This window comes from Metabacillus mesotrionivorans (genome assembly GCF_052171315.1).
Lineage (GTDB): Bacteria > Bacillota > Bacilli > Bacillales > Bacillaceae > Bacillus_P.
In genome coordinates this window covers 30,906-47,651 of sequence record NZ_JBQMFF010000010.1, presented here as the reverse complement: position 1 = coordinate 47,651, position 16,746 = coordinate 30,906, and the positions used below count along the sequence as shown (strand labels likewise).

Here is a 16,746-nt window from a genome sequence, read left to right as displayed (position 1 = left end):
GAATGATGTATGGATAAAACCGTGATCTCCCGCAGAGAGTAATAGCAGGAGGGATGATCATGCGAAAGGTGAATTCTGTACTTTTGACTATACTCGGAGCTCTTGTCTTTTATCAGTACCGCTACAGGCTGATGAATGCCGTTCTGAGCAGCCCGGCCATCCGGCACCAATTTATACAGCTGTCGATGAGGATACCGTTTATCCGAAATAAGTTTATGTTCCGTGTTTTCCGCTGAAAAGCGCCTCCTGCAGGTGCTTTTTTGTCTTTTTGCATACATATACATAATCACAGGCATTAGGAAGACCTCTGGAACACCTGTTGTGCAGGCGGATTTGCAGGCTTCATCAGATTAAGGAACAGGCGCTTTTCTTAACAGGGATGCATGGAGTTGGTATACTATATTTAAAAAGGTCGGAGAGAAGCATATGGGAATGAGGCAGGAACAGCTTTTCTGGAAATATGTTCATGATGCTGTCACGCGGCATAACGATCAGATCATCCGTCTTTCGGACGATGATCAAGAAGTGCTGCTTGCTCCAAATAAAAATAAAGAGTTTCAGCTGATCCGCATCCTGCAGATTGACCTGGACTGGGGCAGTCAGCTTCAGCAGGATATCGAGAGAACCGCATTCAGAATGGATAGGCTACGCGCGCAAACATTCAAGCATCCTGTCCAGCTTCTGAATATTTATCTTTCTACCTATCCGCCTGTCGATGATTGGGAACACCGGATCCAAAAACCGCATCAGGAAGGAAAAATAACCATTAAATCGGTTGTTATCCATAAAGACAATGAGCAGAAAATGATTGACTATCTTGGAGCGCTGCTTGGGAAAAGGCTGTCGTTTTTAGAAGATGCAGAAGAAGCAGACATAAGCTTGTTAAAGAAGGAGGCCATCTTTCATTCAAACAAGAAAGCGAATGAAGAAAGGCAGCTTTTCCGTTATGGAAAACCTCTTTTTACCTATTTGTTTATCGGTTTGCAGGTCGGCATGTTTATGCTTCTTGAAGCTTCAGGAGGCAGCCAAAATCCTCAGACGCTTGTTGACTATGGGGCGAAATACAACCCGCTGCTTGCTGACGGGGAATGGTGGCGTTTGTTCACTCCCATTCTTCTTCACATCGGAATCCTTCATCTGCTGATGAATACACTGGCGCTTCTTTATATAGGGGGTGCGGTTGAGAGGATGTACGGGTCTGTAAGGTTTCTGCTTATTTACTTGTTTGCGGGAGCATCAGGAACGCTCGCAAGCTTTGCATTCAGTCCTTCTATATCCGCCGGGGCCTCGGGCGCCATTTTTGGTTGTTTCGGAGCCTTGCTCTATATGGGCATTGCCAAGCCTAAGCTGTTTTTCAGGACAATTGGAACAAATGTCATCTTCATTATCGTTTTGAATCTTCTCTTTGGCTTTGCATTTCCCGGAGTGGATAACGCCGGTCACATCGGAGGTCTTGCAGGAGGATTTCTTGCAGCTTTGATGGTGCAGCTGCCCAAACAGAAGAAATGGGGACTGCGGCTGACAGGAGCTGTTCTTGCATTGTTTTTTACGGGGGGACTGTATCTATATGGTTCACTCCTGATAAATGGATTGTAGCGAAGAGCGGGTCCCGCTCTTTTTTTGTTCCCGTAAAAAATTTGTTCTAGTTTTGAATTGAAAAATATTCTCTTGACGGAAAGTGACAATCCTTTATACTTTTATGTAGGTTCATGCAGAATATCTTTGAAGTGAGCAGGTGTATTTATGAAAACGATTTACGATATTCAGCAGTTTCTGAAAAAAATGGGAACGATCATATATATTGGAGACAGAGCAGCTGATCTTGAACTGATGGAAATGGAAATCAGGCAAATATATGAATCAAACCTAATGGACGTAAAGGACTACCAAATGGCGATCCTGCTTCTGAGGCAGGAAAGGCAGCGGGTTCTTGAAAAGAAATAGCTCCTGCTGTTTTAAATGATTGTGCAAACGGTTTCTCAAAAGACTACAACAAAAAAGGATGACATATTATGACAGATAAATGGCTGGTTGGAATAGATCTTGGCGGTACAACAATTAAAATGGCATTTATCAGCCATTACGGCGAAATGATCGAAAAGTGGGAGATCCCTACAGATAAAAGCGGAAAAACCATTACGACAGATATTGCAAAGGCAATTGACGCCAAACTTGCAGAACTAGGCCAGACAAAAGCAAAGCTTGCCGGCATCGGAATGGGTGCACCCGGACCTGTGAATTTAGAAACAGGACTTGTGTATGAAACAGTGAACCTCGGCTGGAAGAACTACCCGCTAAAGCATCATCTTGAAATTGAAACAGGCCTTAGAGCCGTTATTGACAACGATGCAAACATCGCAGCGATCGGCGAGATGTGGAAGGGAGCCGGAGACGGAGCGACGGATGTTATTTGTGTTACGCTTGGCACGGGAGTCGGCGGCGGCATCATTTCAAACGGAACTGTTGTGCATGGTGTAAACGGTGCAGGGGGAGAAATAGGGCACATTACCTCTGTGACTGAAGGCGGAGCACCCTGCAACTGCGGAAAAGAAGGCTGTCTAGAGACAATTGCATCTGCAACGGGCATTGTAAGACTTGCCGTTGAAAAACTGAGCGAAAGTGATGCACAGAGCAGCCTCAGAACCCTTTATGCCGAAAATGGCAGCATTTCGTCGAGAGATGTCTTTGAAGCTTCTGAACAGGGAGATGCTCTTGCATCGGAAGTTGTTGAGTATATTACGAAACAGCTTGGACTTGCACTTGCAAACCTTTCAAACGGTCTGAATCCGGAGAAGATTGTAATCGGCGGGGGAGTTTCAAGAGCCGGAGAGCACTTAAGAAAAAACACAGAAAAGTATTTCAAGCGTTATGCATTCCCGCGTGTGGCTGAAGGCGCGTCTATATCCATTGCAACTCTTGGCAATGATGCTGGCGTTATTGGCGGAGCGTGGCTTGTAAAAACAAAACTTTCCGCGGTTTAATCGCATATAAAACCCTGAGCAAGCAATACTAAAAGGAGCCTTATCAAAGCAGATAAGGCTCCTTTCTTATTTTAAAGAATATTCAGAAGATATTTACTTTGGCATTTTTGAAACCTTTTTGGGTTTTATACGTCTAACTATAGGGTAAAACGAATAAGCTGAACAACATTACAATTCTATCATCCTATTGTAAGCTAAGTGTTAAAAACGATTGATTTTTTGTTAAAGAAGTATTAAGATATGGTTTAGTTGTTTAATCTGCCTAATTTATGGAAATTAAAGAGAATTTTAAAAAAATAAAAAAAACGAAATCTTGACTGCGCAGGTTCTAACGAATGAGGAGGTTATGAAATGCGTATCCAATCATTTTCAAAAATTTCATTTTTGCTTATCGCGACATTGTTCATGTGGATCAAAACATACGTTGTCTACAAAACTAGCTTTGATATCAAAATTGAAAATTTCACCCAGGAGTTTATCCTGTTTATTAACCCCCTGAGCTTTCTTTTGTTTATATTCGGCTTTGGCCTGTTCATGAAAGAGAAGAACCGCAACCGCTATATCCTTGCTGCAAGCATGATCGTTACGTTTGTCCTGCTTGCCAACATTGTTTTTTACCGGTTTTTCAATGACTTCCTGACAATTCCGGTTCTTTTTCAGACAAGCAATATGGGTGACCTGGGAAGCAGCATTTCCTCCCTGTTTGAACCGCTTGATCTGCTATTGCTTGTTGACATTGTCATTCTTGCCTGGCTTATGAAGCGTCCGCGCTTTCGGGCAGATGCCGCCGTCACAAGAAAAGAAAAATCGGCCTTCTATCTGCTTGTTGCCGGAATCTTTTTCTTTAACCTTGGACTGGCTGAGACAGAACGTCCGCAGCTGCTTACACGTTCCTTTGACCGTGAGATGCTTGTGAAAAACATCAGCGTCTACAATTTCCACATTTATGACGGCGTGCTGCAGTCCAAAACATCTGCACAGCGGGCTCTTGCAGACAGCAACAGTCTTACTGAAATAGAGAACTATGTAAAAGCGAATAAAAAAGAACCGAATAAAGACATGTTCGGAATCGCAAAAGACAGAAACGTTATCCTGGTTTCACTGGAATCAACTCAGAGCTTTGTCATTAACGAAACCATTAACGGCAAAGAAATCACGCCATTCTTAAATGATTTTATCGGTGAAAGCTACAACTTTGACAACTTTTATCATCAGACAGGACAGGGTAAAACGTCCGATTCTGAATTTATCGTAGAGAATTCATTGTATCCGCTTGGGCGGGGAGCAGTATTCTTTACAAACAGCAACAACGAATATGCAGCGGCTCCTGAGCTGCTTAAAGAGCAAGGATACTATTCGGCCGTTTTCCATGCCAACAATAAAAGCTTCTGGAACCGTGACATCATGTATCAGACACTCGGGTATGACAGGTTCTTTGATGTAAACGACTATGAGGTAAATGAAGAAAATTCTGTCGGATGGGGATTAAAAGACAAAGAGTTCTTTGAACAGTCTGTTGACCATATGAAAGAGCTTCCCCAGCCATTTTACAGCAAGCATATTACGCTTACCAACCATTTCCCGTTTGAACTGAACGAAGAAGACAAAATGGTGGATGAGTTTAACTCAAACAGCAAAACGCTGAATAATTACTTCCCGACTGTGCGCTACCAGGATGAGGCCTTAAAACACTTCATTCAAAAACTAAAAGATGAAGGTCTTTACGAGAACTCTATTATCGTCCTTTATGGCGACCATTACGGCATTTCTGAAAACCACAATGCAGCCATGGGCGAATTCCTCGGCAAAGAAGTGACGCCGTACGATGAAATTCAGCTTCAGAGAGTGCCTTTTGTCATTCACATTCCTGGGGTGACAGATAAGAATCCTAAAACCATTTCTGATGTTTCAGGTCAGATTGATATTCGTCCTACACTCATGCATTTGCTTGGCGTAGAGACGAAAGATGAGATTGAATTCGGCAAGGATCTTTTCTCAAAAGATAAACTTCCGTTTACGGTTCTGCGTGATGGAAGCTTCATCACAGACAAATTTGTCTACACAAGCGGCACCTGCTACGACAAATCAACAGAGGAGCCTGCTGAAGACAAGGATGCATGTGAACCATATATGGATAAAGCGAAACAGGAGCTTAACTACTCCGATAAAATCATCTATGGTGACCTGCTTCGTTTCTATGATGAAATGAAAAAGGAAAATGAAAAACAAGAATAAACCTGCAAAAGCTTTGGCCCTGTGCCAAAGCTTTTTTTATTCTATTTGATCCCCTTGAGAAAATGCTTTAACAAGAAAGCCTACATGCAATCATATGCTGAATATAAGCACATTTTTTTGGGGGGATTGTAATGATTGTCAGAGTAAAAAGGGATACACATTTAAAAGAACTGTCCCATCTGCTGAATATACATGAACAGCTCCTGTTTGAGGCAAATCCAGCATGTTCCGCAGCCTGCATCCTTTCAGGAGAGACGCTCCGCATACCTTTTACCGATAATGTAAAATGTCACATATCGTCCACTTTCAATGCACCGCATATTAGGAATATAATAGACTTTTATGAGGGTCAGCTTCCACTGCCGCCATCACCTGAGTTTATCCAAAAGAAGAGAGCATATGATTACATTGTTCTGCTTGAAGATCTGGAAAAAATCCTTCATGCCTATCCTTTTGTAGAAAAGCGGACCATTGGACACAGTGTTTTGGGTCTGCCAGTGTATGAGCTTAAAATTGGAAACGGACCCAAAAAAGTTCATATGAACGGCTCCTTTCATGCAAATGAATGGATTACAACATCTGTTCTGATGAACTGGCTTCATGAATATTTAGAAGCGATTGTTGACGGAGGGTCATTTGAAGGTCATTCCGCAATGGATTTATATCAGCAAGTATCCCTTTCTTTTGTCCCGATGGTCAATCCTGACGGTGTACAGCTTGTACTGAACGGTCTGCCGTCTGATCATCCGCACTATCATTCGACGCTTCACATGAACAATAACAGCCTTGATTTTGAACAGTGGAAGGCGAATATTAACGGAATTGATCTGAACAATCAATATCCTGCGAACTGGGAGATTGAAAAGGAGAGAAAAATTCCTAAAGCTCCGTCTTCAAGGGACTACCCGGGTGACGCACCGTTGACTGAACCGGAATCCATTATGATGGCAAAGCTTGCGGACACAGAGAATTTTGATATGGTTGTGGCTGTTCATACCCAGGGAGAAGAAATCTATTGGGGATATATGAACTGTGAGCCGGAACAAGCGGGCATCATCGTGAAAGAATTCAGCAGGCAGAGCGGCTATAAAGCGATCAGAACCATTGACAGTCACGCTGGATTCAGGGACTGGTTTGTTTTGGAGAAGAAGAAATGCGGGTATACTATAGAGCTTGGGACGGGAGTGAATCCTCTTCCGCTCAGTCAGTTCGATGAAATTTACAAAAAAAGCAGAGGCATTTTCTGGGCTTCATTATATATGCTGAAATCCTGAAACTTTTCAGCAAGTCTGAACGTATTACAAGATAAGAAGAGGGGAGACGAGATGATGAGAGCCAGACTATTTACCGTTTTACTATTTATTGTCATGCTTGCTGCCGGCTGCTCGCAGGAGCCTCATCAATCTCGGGATGTCCCGGACGAAAAGGAAGTTAAATCAGAGCAAACGAATGAGAAAGACATGTCTGCAGACAAGGCAGCAGAAAAAGATGCCGTCCCGCTTTCGGATGCAGAATTCTTTTCGGCTGAAGATTGGGCAGATGAAAGCAGTATTTATTATTTAAGCGAAAATGCCGGCGGATCCGTCGTCTACCAATACCATTTGTTCACAGGAGAAAGAAAACCGTTTTTTGAAACAAAGGCATCCATCGTTCAATTGTCAATCAACCGGGAGGCGGGCTTGCTCGCCGTTCACTCCAGCCCTTCAAGCTATGAGGCAAGCATCACGATCCTTGATCAATCAGGAAATATCAGAACAGAGCGGTCATTCCCGTCAACTGAACTGAATCTGTCATGGAGTCCATCAGGAGAAAAACTTTTCATTACAGCTTTTGATGAAAACTGGTCATTTGAAACATTTCTCCTTTCAATGAGTGATTATTCGCTTGAAAAAAATCCGGTCGAGCTTCCCTTTATTCAGTGGCTCACTGATGATGAAATCACTTATCTGAAATGGAATGAAGCAGAACCGCAGCTCACAGCTCCCCTTGCAGCCTATTCTCTGCAGACAAAGGAAGAGCGGATTCTTGATGAACACATTATTTCACATGCGCATTTTGGGGAATACACATTTTCAATAAAAGTAGAGAACGAAGAGGAATCAACCGGCACGTATTTATTTTTCAAAAACCGAGAACTTCTCTATTCGTTTGACGTTCCATTAACTCCTTTATACTCCGAGTGGCTTATTCCTGAATATGACACTGCGGAAGGTGTATTCTATACTTTTATTCCGGGAGATACGGAAGGGAAGTTCGATTTGACTGCTGTTGACCCGGAAAAAGCATCAATGGAGGTCATCACCCGGAATGTCGATAACAGTCCGATCAGCCTTTCACCTGACGGGAAATATGCCCTGTACGGATCGTACCGGGAAAAGCTCATTCACTTGAAAGATGGTGAAATTAAGAGTATCGTTAAATGAAAAAAGAAGGCAGGAACGAACATGGCCATAGCAGATGTAACCGTCATACCAATAGGCACCGAAACGGCAAGTGTAAGCCAATATGTAGCAGCAGTTCAAAAAATCCTCAGAGGATATGAAGCAGAAGGCAAGATTAAATTTCAGCTTACCCCGATGAATACACTTATCGAAGGGGAGCTGCCGGATTTATTTGAAGTCATTCAGGCGATTCACGAGTCTCCTTTTGAGAAAGGGATTCAACGAGTAGCCACCAATATCCGCATTGATGACCGGAGAGACAAACCGTCTACAATGGAAAGCAAGCTTAAAAGTGTAAATGCCCATCAAGAGTAAAAACAAAAACGGCCATACAGAGTGCATGTGCACCCCGTATGGCCGTTTTTTGCTGCCTATTAGTGAGCAGTCGGAAATCCATGGTGAAGAATGGTCATAACAGTAAACCATCCGAAAACAGCAAGTGTTCCGCCGGCGAAAACAATGCCCATTACATTTTTGTCTTTAAACGAGCGCAGCAATCCGAGCACAGACAGCAATGTAACAAGAGCAAAAATAATAACTAACCCCATATTTGTAGCCCCCTGACGTATGTAAGTCGTTTCATAAAATCATGAAGAAAAGCAAAATATTCCTTTTAATAGTTTAAACGTTTTCATTCTGTTTGTCGAGGCCCGAATTCTATGCAGACCCCATATGAATCAGCCATTTTTTTCATGAGCTCCAAATTGTCTGCGTCTGTGAATAAAACGCTGCCATTCTCTGCAATCAGGTGCTCCTCTGTCTGAAGTCTGCACATGCGTTCCTGGAGAGGATCACGGCTTGTGAGTCTGAACGAAAGGATCATCTCTGAAAGAAAATAGTTGCGGCCGGCTTCACTTGTAAAACCATAATCAGTAAATGTACCGTACAGCACACTCAGATCTGTCTGCAGCAGCTCATGAACATCCTCTATCAGAGTATGTTTTTCTTCTTTCAGCTGTGTGACAAGACGGCTGCAGTCTGTTACCGTGATCATATCCGCTCTGTCTATCCAGTCATATTCCTGAATATCTTCAGCAGAGGCATCACTGGTCCATTCGATTCCCCATAATCTTTTCACCCTTTTTCAGCCTCTCCTTCTTTTAGTTGTTTCCCTTTTTAGTGTAGAATAGAAAGAAAATGCATGCAACGGGGTGTTTATATGAATTGGGAGCAGCTGCCTTTAGGTCCTCTCCAAACAAATTGCTACATAATCTCTAACCGCGAAAAGGAATGCCTGGTCATTGATCCGGGAAGCGAAGGGAATAAATTGATTCAGCACCTGCAAAAACGCGGCCTGAAGCCAATGGCTGTGCTTCTGACACACGCCCATTTTGATCATATCGGCGCAGTTGACGACCTGCGCAATGAATACAAAATTCCTGTCTACATACACAGACATGAAAAAAAATGGCTTGGAAATCCCGCTAAGAACGGGTCAAACGCTTTTCTTGGACAGTCCATTGCAGCTGAAGATGCCGACTATCTAATTGATGAGGAAACCATTCTGAATGCGGGGTCTTTTTCCTGCAAAGTGCTGGAAACGCCGGGCCACTCACCGGGAAGCATTTCCTTTTACTTTGAGGAAAGCGGATTTGTCGTCTCGGGAGATGCTCTTTTTGCGGGCAGCATTGGCCGGACGGATCTTCCAGAAGGCAATCATCGCCAGCTGATTAAAAGCATTCATGACAAATTGCTGAACCTTCCTGAAGACACGGTCGTGCTGCCTGGACACGGACAGGATACAACGATAGGAGCCGAAATGGACAGCAATCCATTTTTAAACGGTTTTTAGGAAGTGCCATGAAACAGCTTGTCTTCGATTTGATTGACCGGCAGGGAGGCTCTATTTCATATGCGGAGTATATGAACCTTGTCCTCTATCATCCTGAGCATGGCTATTATTCAAGAACCCGGCAAAAGATAGGAAAAGGCGGAGACTTTTACACCTCAAGCAATGTCTCGGATGTTTATGCGAAAGTATTTGCAGCCTTTTTTTCCAGGATTGTTGAAAAAGACCTTGCTGAACCGGCGTTTTGTGAAATCGGGGGGGGCACAGGGAGATTTCTTGAAGCACTCCTTTTGGAATGGAAGAAGTGTTCACCTCATACTTATAAGGCTTTAACGGTTATTTCTGTTGAAGGAAGCGGGTTTCACAGAAACCTTCAAATGGAGAGGTGTGCACACCTTGCCGTTTCTGTTCAGGAGCAGCTTCCGGAAAATTTCAGAGGCATTATCTTCTCAAATGAACTGTTTGATGCCTTCCCTGTACATGTAGTTGCTAAAATAGATTCACAGCTTGCTGAAGTGAAAGTGGCTTATAAAAATGGCGTGCTCGTTGAAGAATTCGAGCCTCTCAAAAATGAGGAGATTGTTTCTTTCCTGCTGTGGCAGAATATTCAGCTCTCAGAAGGCCAGCGTTTTGAAGTGCCGCTGTCTATGCTCAGCTATATGCGGATGCTGGATCATGCTTGTGAGGCTGCTGTCATCGCAATGGCGGACTATGGCTACACAAACGCAGAGTGGCACACTCCTGCAAGAAAGCAGGGGAGCATGAGGGGATATTTCAAACATCAAATGATGCCGCCGCTTCTGCACCCGTTTGAAATGGATATCACAACACATATCCATTTTGATGCTTATGAGAAAAAAGCGGAAGAGCTTGGGTGGAATCTGCTCGTGAAAGAAAGGCAGGATCAGTTTCTGATGAATGCGGGAATCCTTTCATTTCTTCATGAGCATTCCCAGAGGGATCCTTTCAGCCCGTCTGCCAAACAAAACAGAGCTGTAAGAGACCTGATCATGCCGGGCGGCATCAGTTCTGCGTTTCATGTGTATCTGCATGGCAAAGGAATTGAGTGCCTGACTGAAGACATTTATAAAAAATGGTGACCTGCAATTTGCAGGTCACCATTTTTGTATTGATAAGTTTGTTGGGGTTTGATCTTAGTGACCGCCTTGCCCAGGAACCATCATAAATGTAGTCCAATATGTAAAGCCCACGAAGAAAATCGTTAAATATGCGCCGAACACGTAAATGTACATGCGCTCAGAAAGTTTAAGATAAGATAAAAACACGAAAAATCCCGTCTGACCGAAGAATAATAATGAAGTCGTTTTCATATCTCCCAGGTAAAACATGACAGCAAAGATGCCAGTCCAGAAGCCTAATACTCGGAACATGCGATCCATATGTCAATCCCTCCTTTGTTAAGTCCCTAAGTCCATCACTTTTTTTATTATAATGTACGTCCAACACCCTTGTAAATAGCGTTTACATTCTAGAAGTACCAATTATGTCACAAAGTGTAAACAAACCTAAAAAAAAGTTTGTTGAATTCGAGGCTTATTGCTGTACAAAAGTTAAACAATTGCTGTACAATCGGTTTATACAAGTTGAACAGCTGTCGTCTAAGCAAAATTGATCATAAAAAAACAATATAAAATGGGAGATGAAGACAATGAACGAATTGGTTTTTTATAGTTATCCGAGCTGTACATCATGCAGAAAGACAAAGCATTGGCTTAAGGCACATAACGTTGATTTCAATGAAAAACATTTGTTTCGCGAAACTCCTACTTATTCAGAACTTCAAAAAATCCTTCAGCTTACAACAGACGGTATGGATGAGATTCTAGCGACCCGCAGCCAGACATACAAGGAACTGAACCTGGATATAGATGAACTGCCGCTTTCAGATGTGATAAAACTGATTATCGACGAGCCCAAACTTCTGAGAAGGCCTATTATCACAGACGGAAAAAAACTGGTTGTCGGCTATAACCCTCAAGCACTGACAAAGCTTTCTAAAAAGAAAGAAGTACAGAAATCCGTTTCATAAAAAGTCCTTACGTTCTTTATAGGGAACAAAATAATAAGAATTCATGAGAAATATGAAGAAATACCTAGTTAAGCTGTGATAATTTAAATATTTGACCGAATTTAAAGATTTTCATTTCTGCCTTTTCTTTGTATAGTGAATACAGACAGTTCATTATAAAGAACGAAAAGGGTGGAATGATGATGACAGAAATTCAATTTTTCCTTGAAGGCATTGGCAACCGGAACGTAGCAACTGACTACTCCAGCCCGAATTTTATTACAGATGAAGCAAGCATTGAAAAAGCTTCCAAAGAGTTTGCTAAAAAGAACAAACTGAAATATATTGACTATGAAATCTTGAACAGCGGGTACAGGGTTTACTATCTAAAACCATCCTTGCTCAAATCAAAGAGGAAGCCATATATTTATTATGCGAAAAGAAACGCTTAAAAAACCTGCGGATATTGTATCCGCAGGTTTTTTTGCTGTTTGGTGATTGTGCAAAGGTTGAACATCCCGAACCGACTTTTGTCAGGGCTGAACAGTCGGCTCCGCTTTTCGTGGTGTCCAGCTGCATCGCCCAACTCCTCGGCCAGAACGGCTCCGCCGCAAAAAGCAAACCCGGCTTTTTCCGTCGGATCCTTTTCTGTCCTTCAGAGCTAACCGGGCGATTTCGCTTTTCGTGGTGTCCAGCTCCGCCTCTTAGCCCTTCCGTCAGAACAAAATCCCCGAAAAAGTCAAACCCGGACTTTTCCGGGGATTTCTTTTCTGCCTGTCAGGGCTGAACAGTCGGCTCCGCTTTTCGTTGTGTCTAGCTCCATCGCTCAACTCCTCTGCCAGAACAAATCCGTCTAAAAAGTCAAAACCGGACTTTTCCGCCGGATTCTTATCTGGCTCCCGGAGCTAAACGAGCGATTCCGCTTTTCGTGGTGTCCAGCTCCATCGCCCAACTCCTCTGTCAGAACAGAAACGGCGGTATAGGCAAAAAGCGCCTATACCGCCGTTTCCTTATCTGACTCCCGGAGCTAACCGGGCGATTCCACATTTCTGACTGGGCTAGCTGGATTCGAACCAGCGCATGACGGAGTCAAAGTCCGTTGCCTTACCGCTTGGCTATAGCCCATTAAAGACTTTATACAGTATGGGCAGAACTTGTAAAATTATTCATTGCCGCTCTATTTTTTGTTTTTCATCCAGGGGAAAATGAGTTTTTCACCCTTATAGAACTCCTGAATCGTCCAGAAAATTACCTTTTCGCCATGTGCGTTATCTCCTTAAATGAGGTAGGCTTTCAGTAGCCGAACAGAAAGGAGGAAATCATGAATTCCATCGAATTGCTCAGTGAAAGAATTGTAGAAGAAGCCTGTGAGCTTAACGCTTCTGATATTCATTTTGTTCCCAGGGAAACAGACGCGGTCATTCAATACAGAATCGATGATGATCTCATTGAAAAGAGGATTATCCGCAAAGAAGTCTGCGGCAGGATCATCGCACATTTTAAATTTCTTGCATCTATGGATATTGGCGAGAGGAGGAGGCCGCAGAACGGTTCACTTGCTCTGTCAAATCAGGCAATCAATGTTCAGCTTCGCATGTCCACTCTTCCTACCGTTTTTGAAGAAAGTCTAGTGATCAGAATCCTCCCGAATGATTGCATCCCTTCCGTCACCAAGCTGTCGCTTTTTCCGCAGTCCGCACAAAAACTTCTCTCTTTTCTAAATCATTCCCACGGTTTAATGGTTTTCACCGGTCCAACCGGTTCCGGAAAAACAACAACTCTCTATTCTCTCATTCATTATGCAAAAAAACATTTTAACCGCAGCATCATAACGCTTGAGGATCCGGTTGAAACGAAAAGCTCCGAGGTTCTGCAGGTACAGGTTAATGAAAAAGCGGGGATCACGTATGCTGTCGGGCTAAAGGCCATACTCAGGCACGACCCGGATATTATTATGGTCGGTGAAATAAGAGACCGGGAAACCGCACAAATTGCAATCAGGGCAGCGCTCACTGGGCACTTGGTGCTGTCGACGATGCATACAAGAGATGCCAAAGGCGCCATTTACAGAATGCTTGAATTTGATGTAAGCCTGTCTGAAATTGAGCAGACTTTTCTCGCGGTCGTTGCTCAGAGGCTTGTCGGGGTTAAATGTCCATTTTGCGAGGGCGAATGCTCGCCGCAGTGTAAAAAAATGAGGAACGTCAGGAGACTTGGAATCTTTGAAATGCTGTACGGTAAAAATCTTACTCTTGCCATAAAAGAAGCCCGGGGAGAAAAGGTCGAATGTGATTATGCCACCTTAAGGGATGCGATAAAAAAGGGAATTGCCCTTGGGTACTTGCCCTCCTATGCTCTTCATAAATGGATGTATGCATATGAAGACTAAAAAAAGATGGAGCCTTAAGGAGCAATCTCAATTTCTGAAGAGGATGAGCAGTCTTTTAGAAAAGGGCTACACATTAAATGAAGCATTAACATTTACTTCAATTGATCTTCGGACAGACAAAAGCGGGGATGTGGCTCATTGTCTGCGGAGGCTCTCTGCAGGCCAGTCCATCCGGTCGGCTTTTGAAGAATTATCCTTTCACCGTGAAGTCCTGAGCTATTTGTATTTTGCTGAAAAGCACGGGGATTTGGATGCCGCCTTTAAAGAGGCGGGAGATATGCTCAGCAGAAAAGTCGTACAGCACGAAAAATGGAAGAAGGTCATGCAATATCCTCTTTTTCTCTTCTTTACAATTGGAATTCTCTTTTACCTCTCACAATCTGTTATTGCCCCTCAGTTTCAGCAGATCTACCATTCGATGAACCTAGAGCCCAGTTTTTTGACACATTTTCTATTTTTCCTGTTTGAAGCAGTAAAATTAGCGATGATTGGAAGCCTCGTCTTCCTGATGCTTGGCGGTGTATATTATATGGTCCGGCTGAGAGCCTTTAAACCTCAGAGGAAAATGAGGGTTATGCTGAAAATTCCAATCTGGAAAAAAATCATTATCCTTATTAACAGCTACTATTTTTCCCTGCAGCTGAGCAATCTTCTGAAAAGCGGTTTATCGATTTATGAATCACTCAAGGTTTTTGAACATCAGAATTTTCTTCCGTTTTACAGAGATGAAGCAAAATGGTTTATTGAACATTTAAAAAAAGGGGAGAGATTTGAAACCCTCATAAGCCTTAACTGTTTTTACGAAAAGGAAATGAGTCAGGTCGTCGGCCACGGACAAGCAAACGGAAGGCTTGCAAGAGAGCTGTATACATACAGCCAGTTTGTCCTTGAAAGGCTAGAAGACAAAACTATGAAATGGCTGATGATGATTCAGCCTGCAGCCTATATCACAGTGGGAATTACAGTGCTGATCATGTACCTGTCAATGATCATGCCCATGTATCACATGATGGAAGCTTTATAAAGGGAAAGGAGTCTGATTTATGGTTAAAAATGAAAAGGGATTTACACTGATTGAAATGCTTATTGTCCTTCTTGTCATATCCGTACTGCTTTTGATCACCATTCCCAATATTACAAAGCATCATGCAAACATCCAGAGCAAAGGGTGTGAAGGACTGAAAAATACGGTTCAGGCCCAAGCCTCCGCCTATCAGATTGAAACGAAAAAGACTGCGACAATCGAAGCACTTGTGACGGCAGGGTACCTTGAAGAAGCACCAGCATGTCCTAATGGCACGGCGCTTACCATTGATGCTGATGGCAAAGTCGGTGAGGCGCCTGCAGCCGAATAAAGGGTTCACGCTTATGGAAACAGTCATCGTAATCAGCATCGTTACTGTGATGACAGGGACCGCTGTTTTCATCCTTCAGCCATTTCAAAGTCAAAAACCTGCTCAGCTTTTCTTCAAGGCGCTTGAACAGGATCTTTTATATGCCCAGCAGTATGCCATTTCAAATAAAAAAACGATCGTCCTGTTATTTGACCCTGCTAACCACAGGTATATAGGTACAGAAGGCGGAATTTCCAAGGATAGGCTCTATACCGTTTCTTATGATTCGGATATTCTTCTTACACCTTCCACCATGGAAGCGAGGGTTCAGTTTACTCCTGACGGGAGGCTGTCTGAAAGCGGCACGATTGTCGTGCAGTACCGTAAAAAAAGATACAATATGGTTTTTTACATGGGGATGGGGAGGATGGGTGTTGAGGAACAATAGAGGCACTACATTGGCTGAGACGGTTATGGCTTTTAGCATCTGGTCTATGATTTCGCTGATTTTGCTCCCTGCCTCTATGTATATCAGTCAGGAACGGGAAAAAACGCGGCATAAACATGAAGCTGTCACTGAATTGCAGACAATCATTGAAAAGCGCGCATATAAGGAAGGAGAACACAATGAAAAAGGAAAGGATATCAGCTGGAGTGTTTCCGGAGAGCTGGAAAAAGCATGCATTGAGTGGAGCTACAAAGGCAAGCTCGAAGGGGAATGCCTCTATTCTTTCAGACCATAGCGGTTTTACGTTCTTGAATATGCTGTTTTCTTTCAGTATATTCGCTGTGATTACAGCATCGTCAGCTCTGCTCATTCCCCATCTTTACAGAGTGTCGGAAGATAAACGGGACATAAATCCGCTGGAATGGGAGATCTTTAAGCAACAGGCTGTCATTGAGTTCAGAGAAGGCACCGGCTTCAAAGTCCAGGACCAAAAGCTTTCATTTACCTCAAAAACGGGAAGAAGCATTGAATTTGAAAAGTACGGAACGATGATTCGGAGACAGGTGAATAACACCGGCCACATTATTTGCTTGAGACATGTGAAGGATATGCATTTTACCCAAATTGAAGGCGGAGCGATGCTGACAGTTGTCAGTACTTCAGGCAAAACCTACAGGTACACATTCAGAAGCTTTTTAGGATTGAAGCGATCAGGATGAGAAATGAAAAAGGATTTATCCTGCCGTCTGTTTCAATGATCGCGTTCTTTATCTTACTGATTCTTCTTCACCAGACAGCTGTGTTCACAGCTGAAAAAAAGTTTTACAGCGAGAGAGAGCGTTCAATGATTCTTGAGAATCTGCTCCTTTGCGGTGTTCAGCATTCGATGCAGTCCATTGCTGATCAAGAAGGGGTAAACCACTATGAAATAAAGACGGACGATGGTTCCATCACTTATACGGCTGCTGAAAAAGGTGAAGGCGAATTGCTGGTATCACTTGCTGCAAAACTGAATACGGGCCATTTTTCATCAGCAAAATATACGTACAATCTGAATTCCGGAGTAATGACTGATTGGACGGTCTACTGATTTACCTGCA

Annotated in this window: 22 protein-coding genes and 1 tRNA gene; 19 read left to right on the top strand and 4 right to left on the bottom strand. The window is 43.1% G+C overall.

Annotation, left to right across the window (positions count from 1 at the left end; translation table 11 throughout):
- Window positions 1–59: 59 nt before the first annotated feature.
- The 8 genes from yqgO to ACTSEZ_RS18785 all read left to right on the top strand — a co-directional run bounded on the left by yqgO (window position 60) and on the right by ACTSEZ_RS18785 (window position 7,972).
- Complete coding sequence (gene yqgO / locus ACTSEZ_RS18820) at window positions 60–236, top strand: protein YqgO (RefSeq protein ID WP_087946341.1); 177 nt, start codon at window positions 60–62, stop codon at window positions 234–236.
- Window positions 237–426: 190 nt separating this feature from the next.
- Complete coding sequence (locus tag ACTSEZ_RS18815; protein WP_369735866.1) at window positions 427–1,596, top strand: rhomboid family intramembrane serine protease; 1,170 nt, start codon at window positions 427–429, stop codon at window positions 1,594–1,596.
- 147 nt (window positions 1,597–1,743) lie between these two features.
- On the top strand, window positions 1,744–1,944 hold the full coding sequence (locus ACTSEZ_RS18810) for a YqgQ family protein (RefSeq protein ID WP_029279680.1): 201 nt from the start codon (window positions 1,744–1,746) through the stop codon (window positions 1,942–1,944).
- A gap of 68 nt (window positions 1,945–2,012) precedes the next feature.
- On the top strand, window positions 2,013–2,981 hold the full coding sequence (locus ACTSEZ_RS18805; RefSeq protein ID WP_035207153.1) for an ROK family glucokinase: 969 nt from the start codon (window positions 2,013–2,015) through the stop codon (window positions 2,979–2,981).
- Between the two features lie 351 nt (window positions 2,982–3,332).
- Entirely contained in the window at window positions 3,333–5,216 is a 1,884-nt protein-coding gene (locus ACTSEZ_RS18800) for an LTA synthase family protein (protein ID WP_369735865.1), read from the top strand.
- A 131-nt stretch (window positions 5,217–5,347) separates the two neighbouring features.
- Window positions 5,348–6,490, top strand: coding sequence for a M14 family metallopeptidase (locus tag ACTSEZ_RS18795; RefSeq protein ID WP_369735864.1), 1,143 nt, complete (start codon window positions 5,348–5,350; stop codon window positions 6,488–6,490).
- A gap of 54 nt (window positions 6,491–6,544) precedes the next feature.
- The gene (locus ACTSEZ_RS18790; protein WP_369735863.1) at window positions 6,545–7,639 is read left to right on the top strand and encodes a YqgU-like beta propeller domain-containing protein; all 1,095 of its coding nucleotides are present in this window, start codon (window positions 6,545–6,547) and stop codon (window positions 7,637–7,639) included.
- Between the two features lie 21 nt (window positions 7,640–7,660).
- On the top strand, window positions 7,661–7,972 hold the full coding sequence (locus ACTSEZ_RS18785; RefSeq protein ID WP_369735862.1) for an MTH1187 family thiamine-binding protein: 312 nt from the start codon (window positions 7,661–7,663) through the stop codon (window positions 7,970–7,972).
- 59 nt (window positions 7,973–8,031) lie between these two features.
- On the opposite strand, the gene ACTSEZ_RS18780 is transcribed toward ACTSEZ_RS18785, so the two are convergent.
- Window positions 8,032–8,205, bottom strand: coding sequence for a DUF2759 domain-containing protein (locus ACTSEZ_RS18780; RefSeq protein ID WP_029279690.1), 174 nt, complete (start codon window positions 8,203–8,205; stop codon window positions 8,032–8,034).
- 83 nt (window positions 8,206–8,288) lie between these two features.
- Window positions 8,289–8,735 carry a hypothetical protein gene (locus ACTSEZ_RS18775; RefSeq protein ID WP_369735861.1) on the bottom strand — a complete coding sequence of 149 codons (447 nt, stop codon included), beginning with the start codon at window positions 8,733–8,735 and terminating at the stop codon, window positions 8,289–8,291.
- An 81-nt stretch (window positions 8,736–8,816) separates the two neighbouring features.
- On the opposite strand from ACTSEZ_RS18775, the gene ACTSEZ_RS18770 reads away from it, so the two are divergent.
- Window positions 8,817–9,449 carry an MBL fold metallo-hydrolase gene (locus tag ACTSEZ_RS18770; RefSeq protein WP_369735860.1) on the top strand — a complete coding sequence of 211 codons (633 nt, stop codon included), beginning with the start codon at window positions 8,817–8,819 and terminating at the stop codon, window positions 9,447–9,449.
- An 8-nt stretch (window positions 9,450–9,457) separates the two neighbouring features.
- A complete protein-coding gene (locus ACTSEZ_RS18765) occupies window positions 9,458–10,546 on the top strand; it encodes a class I SAM-dependent methyltransferase (RefSeq protein ID WP_369735859.1) in 1,089 nt (362 codons plus the stop codon).
- Between the two features lie 54 nt (window positions 10,547–10,600).
- Here ACTSEZ_RS18765 and ACTSEZ_RS18760 read toward each other — a convergent pair whose 3' ends face one another.
- Window positions 10,601–10,846 (bottom strand): DUF2626 domain-containing protein, encoded by a 246-nt coding sequence (locus ACTSEZ_RS18760; RefSeq protein ID WP_029279699.1) that lies wholly within the window; start codon window positions 10,844–10,846, stop codon window positions 10,601–10,603.
- Between the two features lie 269 nt (window positions 10,847–11,115).
- Here ACTSEZ_RS18760 and mgsR point away from each other — a divergent pair, with 269 nt between their 5' ends.
- Entirely contained in the window at window positions 11,116–11,496 is a 381-nt protein-coding gene (gene mgsR / locus ACTSEZ_RS18755) for a transcriptional regulator MgsR (protein ID WP_035207135.1), read from the top strand.
- 182 nt (window positions 11,497–11,678) lie between these two features.
- Window positions 11,679–11,927 (top strand): hypothetical protein, encoded by a 249-nt coding sequence (locus ACTSEZ_RS18750; protein WP_369735858.1) that lies wholly within the window; start codon window positions 11,679–11,681, stop codon window positions 11,925–11,927.
- A 601-nt stretch (window positions 11,928–12,528) separates the two neighbouring features.
- On the opposite strand, the gene ACTSEZ_RS18745 is transcribed toward ACTSEZ_RS18750, so the two are convergent.
- Window positions 12,529–12,600, bottom strand: a tRNA-Gln gene (locus ACTSEZ_RS18745).
- 196 nt (window positions 12,601–12,796) lie between these two features.
- Between ACTSEZ_RS18745 and comGA the strand changes: the two genes are divergently transcribed.
- From comGA to comGG, 7 genes are read left to right on the top strand one after another with little or no spacing between them, the layout of a single operon-like run.
- Entirely contained in the window at window positions 12,797–13,864 is a 1,068-nt protein-coding gene (comGA, locus tag ACTSEZ_RS18740; RefSeq protein WP_369735857.1) for a competence type IV pilus ATPase ComGA, read from the top strand.
- Window positions 13,854–14,888, top strand: coding sequence for a competence type IV pilus assembly protein ComGB (gene comGB, locus ACTSEZ_RS18735; RefSeq protein ID WP_369735856.1), 1,035 nt, complete (start codon window positions 13,854–13,856; stop codon window positions 14,886–14,888). Before comGA ends, comGB begins: the two co-directional genes overlap by 11 nt.
- Window positions 14,889–14,907: 19 nt before the next feature.
- Window positions 14,908–15,219 carry a competence type IV pilus major pilin ComGC gene (gene comGC / locus ACTSEZ_RS18730; protein ID WP_369735855.1) on the top strand — a complete coding sequence of 104 codons (312 nt, stop codon included), beginning with the start codon at window positions 14,908–14,910 and terminating at the stop codon, window positions 15,217–15,219.
- Window positions 15,158–15,646 (top strand): competence type IV pilus minor pilin ComGD, encoded by a 489-nt coding sequence (gene comGD / locus ACTSEZ_RS18725; RefSeq protein ID WP_369735854.1) that lies wholly within the window; start codon window positions 15,158–15,160, stop codon window positions 15,644–15,646. The genes comGC and comGD overlap by 62 nt, the downstream gene beginning before the upstream one ends.
- Window positions 15,633–15,941: a hypothetical protein gene (locus ACTSEZ_RS18720; protein ID WP_369735920.1), complete on the top strand. Its 309-nt coding sequence runs from the start codon at window positions 15,633–15,635 to the stop codon at window positions 15,939–15,941. Before comGD ends, ACTSEZ_RS18720 begins: the two co-directional genes overlap by 14 nt.
- A complete protein-coding gene (gene comGF, locus ACTSEZ_RS18715; protein ID WP_369735853.1) occupies window positions 15,826–16,365 on the top strand; it encodes a competence type IV pilus minor pilin ComGF in 540 nt (179 codons plus the stop codon). Before ACTSEZ_RS18720 ends, comGF begins: the two co-directional genes overlap by 116 nt.
- A complete protein-coding gene (gene comGG / locus ACTSEZ_RS18710) occupies window positions 16,362–16,736 on the top strand; it encodes a competence type IV pilus minor pilin ComGG (protein ID WP_369735852.1) in 375 nt (124 codons plus the stop codon). Before comGF ends, comGG begins: the two co-directional genes overlap by 4 nt.
- Window positions 16,737–16,746 lie beyond the last annotated feature (10 nt).

Coding starts and splice junctions, on each gene's coding strand:
- yqgO (WP_087946341.1), top strand. CDS start 60: ATGCGAAAGGTGAATTCTGTACTTTTGACTATACTCGGAGCTCTTGTC.
- ACTSEZ_RS18815 (WP_369735866.1), top strand. CDS start 427: ATGGGAATGAGGCAGGAACAGCTTTTCTGGAAATATGTTCATGATGCT.
- ACTSEZ_RS18810 (WP_029279680.1), top strand. CDS start 1,744: ATGAAAACGATTTACGATATTCAGCAGTTTCTGAAAAAAATGGGAACG.
- ACTSEZ_RS18805 (WP_035207153.1), top strand. CDS start 2,013: ATGACAGATAAATGGCTGGTTGGAATAGATCTTGGCGGTACAACAATT.
- ACTSEZ_RS18800 (WP_369735865.1), top strand. CDS start 3,333: ATGCGTATCCAATCATTTTCAAAAATTTCATTTTTGCTTATCGCGACA.
- ACTSEZ_RS18795 (WP_369735864.1), top strand. CDS start 5,348: ATGATTGTCAGAGTAAAAAGGGATACACATTTAAAAGAACTGTCCCAT.
- ACTSEZ_RS18790 (WP_369735863.1), top strand. CDS start 6,545: ATGAGAGCCAGACTATTTACCGTTTTACTATTTATTGTCATGCTTGCT.
- ACTSEZ_RS18785 (WP_369735862.1), top strand. CDS start 7,661: ATGGCCATAGCAGATGTAACCGTCATACCAATAGGCACCGAAACGGCA.
- ACTSEZ_RS18780 (WP_029279690.1), bottom strand. CDS start 8,205: ATGGGGTTAGTTATTATTTTTGCTCTTGTTACATTGCTGTCTGTGCTC.
- ACTSEZ_RS18770 (WP_369735860.1), top strand. CDS start 8,817: ATGAATTGGGAGCAGCTGCCTTTAGGTCCTCTCCAAACAAATTGCTAC.
- ACTSEZ_RS18765 (WP_369735859.1), top strand. CDS start 9,458: ATGAAACAGCTTGTCTTCGATTTGATTGACCGGCAGGGAGGCTCTATT.
- ACTSEZ_RS18760 (WP_029279699.1), bottom strand. CDS start 10,846: ATGGATCGCATGTTCCGAGTATTAGGCTTCTGGACTGGCATCTTTGCT.
- mgsR (WP_035207135.1), top strand. CDS start 11,116: ATGAACGAATTGGTTTTTTATAGTTATCCGAGCTGTACATCATGCAGA.
- ACTSEZ_RS18750 (WP_369735858.1), top strand. CDS start 11,679: ATGACAGAAATTCAATTTTTCCTTGAAGGCATTGGCAACCGGAACGTA.
- comGA (WP_369735857.1), top strand. CDS start 12,797: ATGAATTCCATCGAATTGCTCAGTGAAAGAATTGTAGAAGAAGCCTGT.
- comGB (WP_369735856.1), top strand. CDS start 13,854: ATGAAGACTAAAAAAAGATGGAGCCTTAAGGAGCAATCTCAATTTCTG.
- comGC (WP_369735855.1), top strand. CDS start 14,908: ATGGTTAAAAATGAAAAGGGATTTACACTGATTGAAATGCTTATTGTC.
- comGD (WP_369735854.1), top strand. CDS start 15,158: ATGGCACGGCGCTTACCATTGATGCTGATGGCAAAGTCGGTGAGGCGC.
- comGF (WP_369735853.1), top strand. CDS start 15,826: ATGAAAAAGGAAAGGATATCAGCTGGAGTGTTTCCGGAGAGCTGGAAA.
- comGG (WP_369735852.1), top strand. CDS start 16,362: ATGAGAAATGAAAAAGGATTTATCCTGCCGTCTGTTTCAATGATCGCG.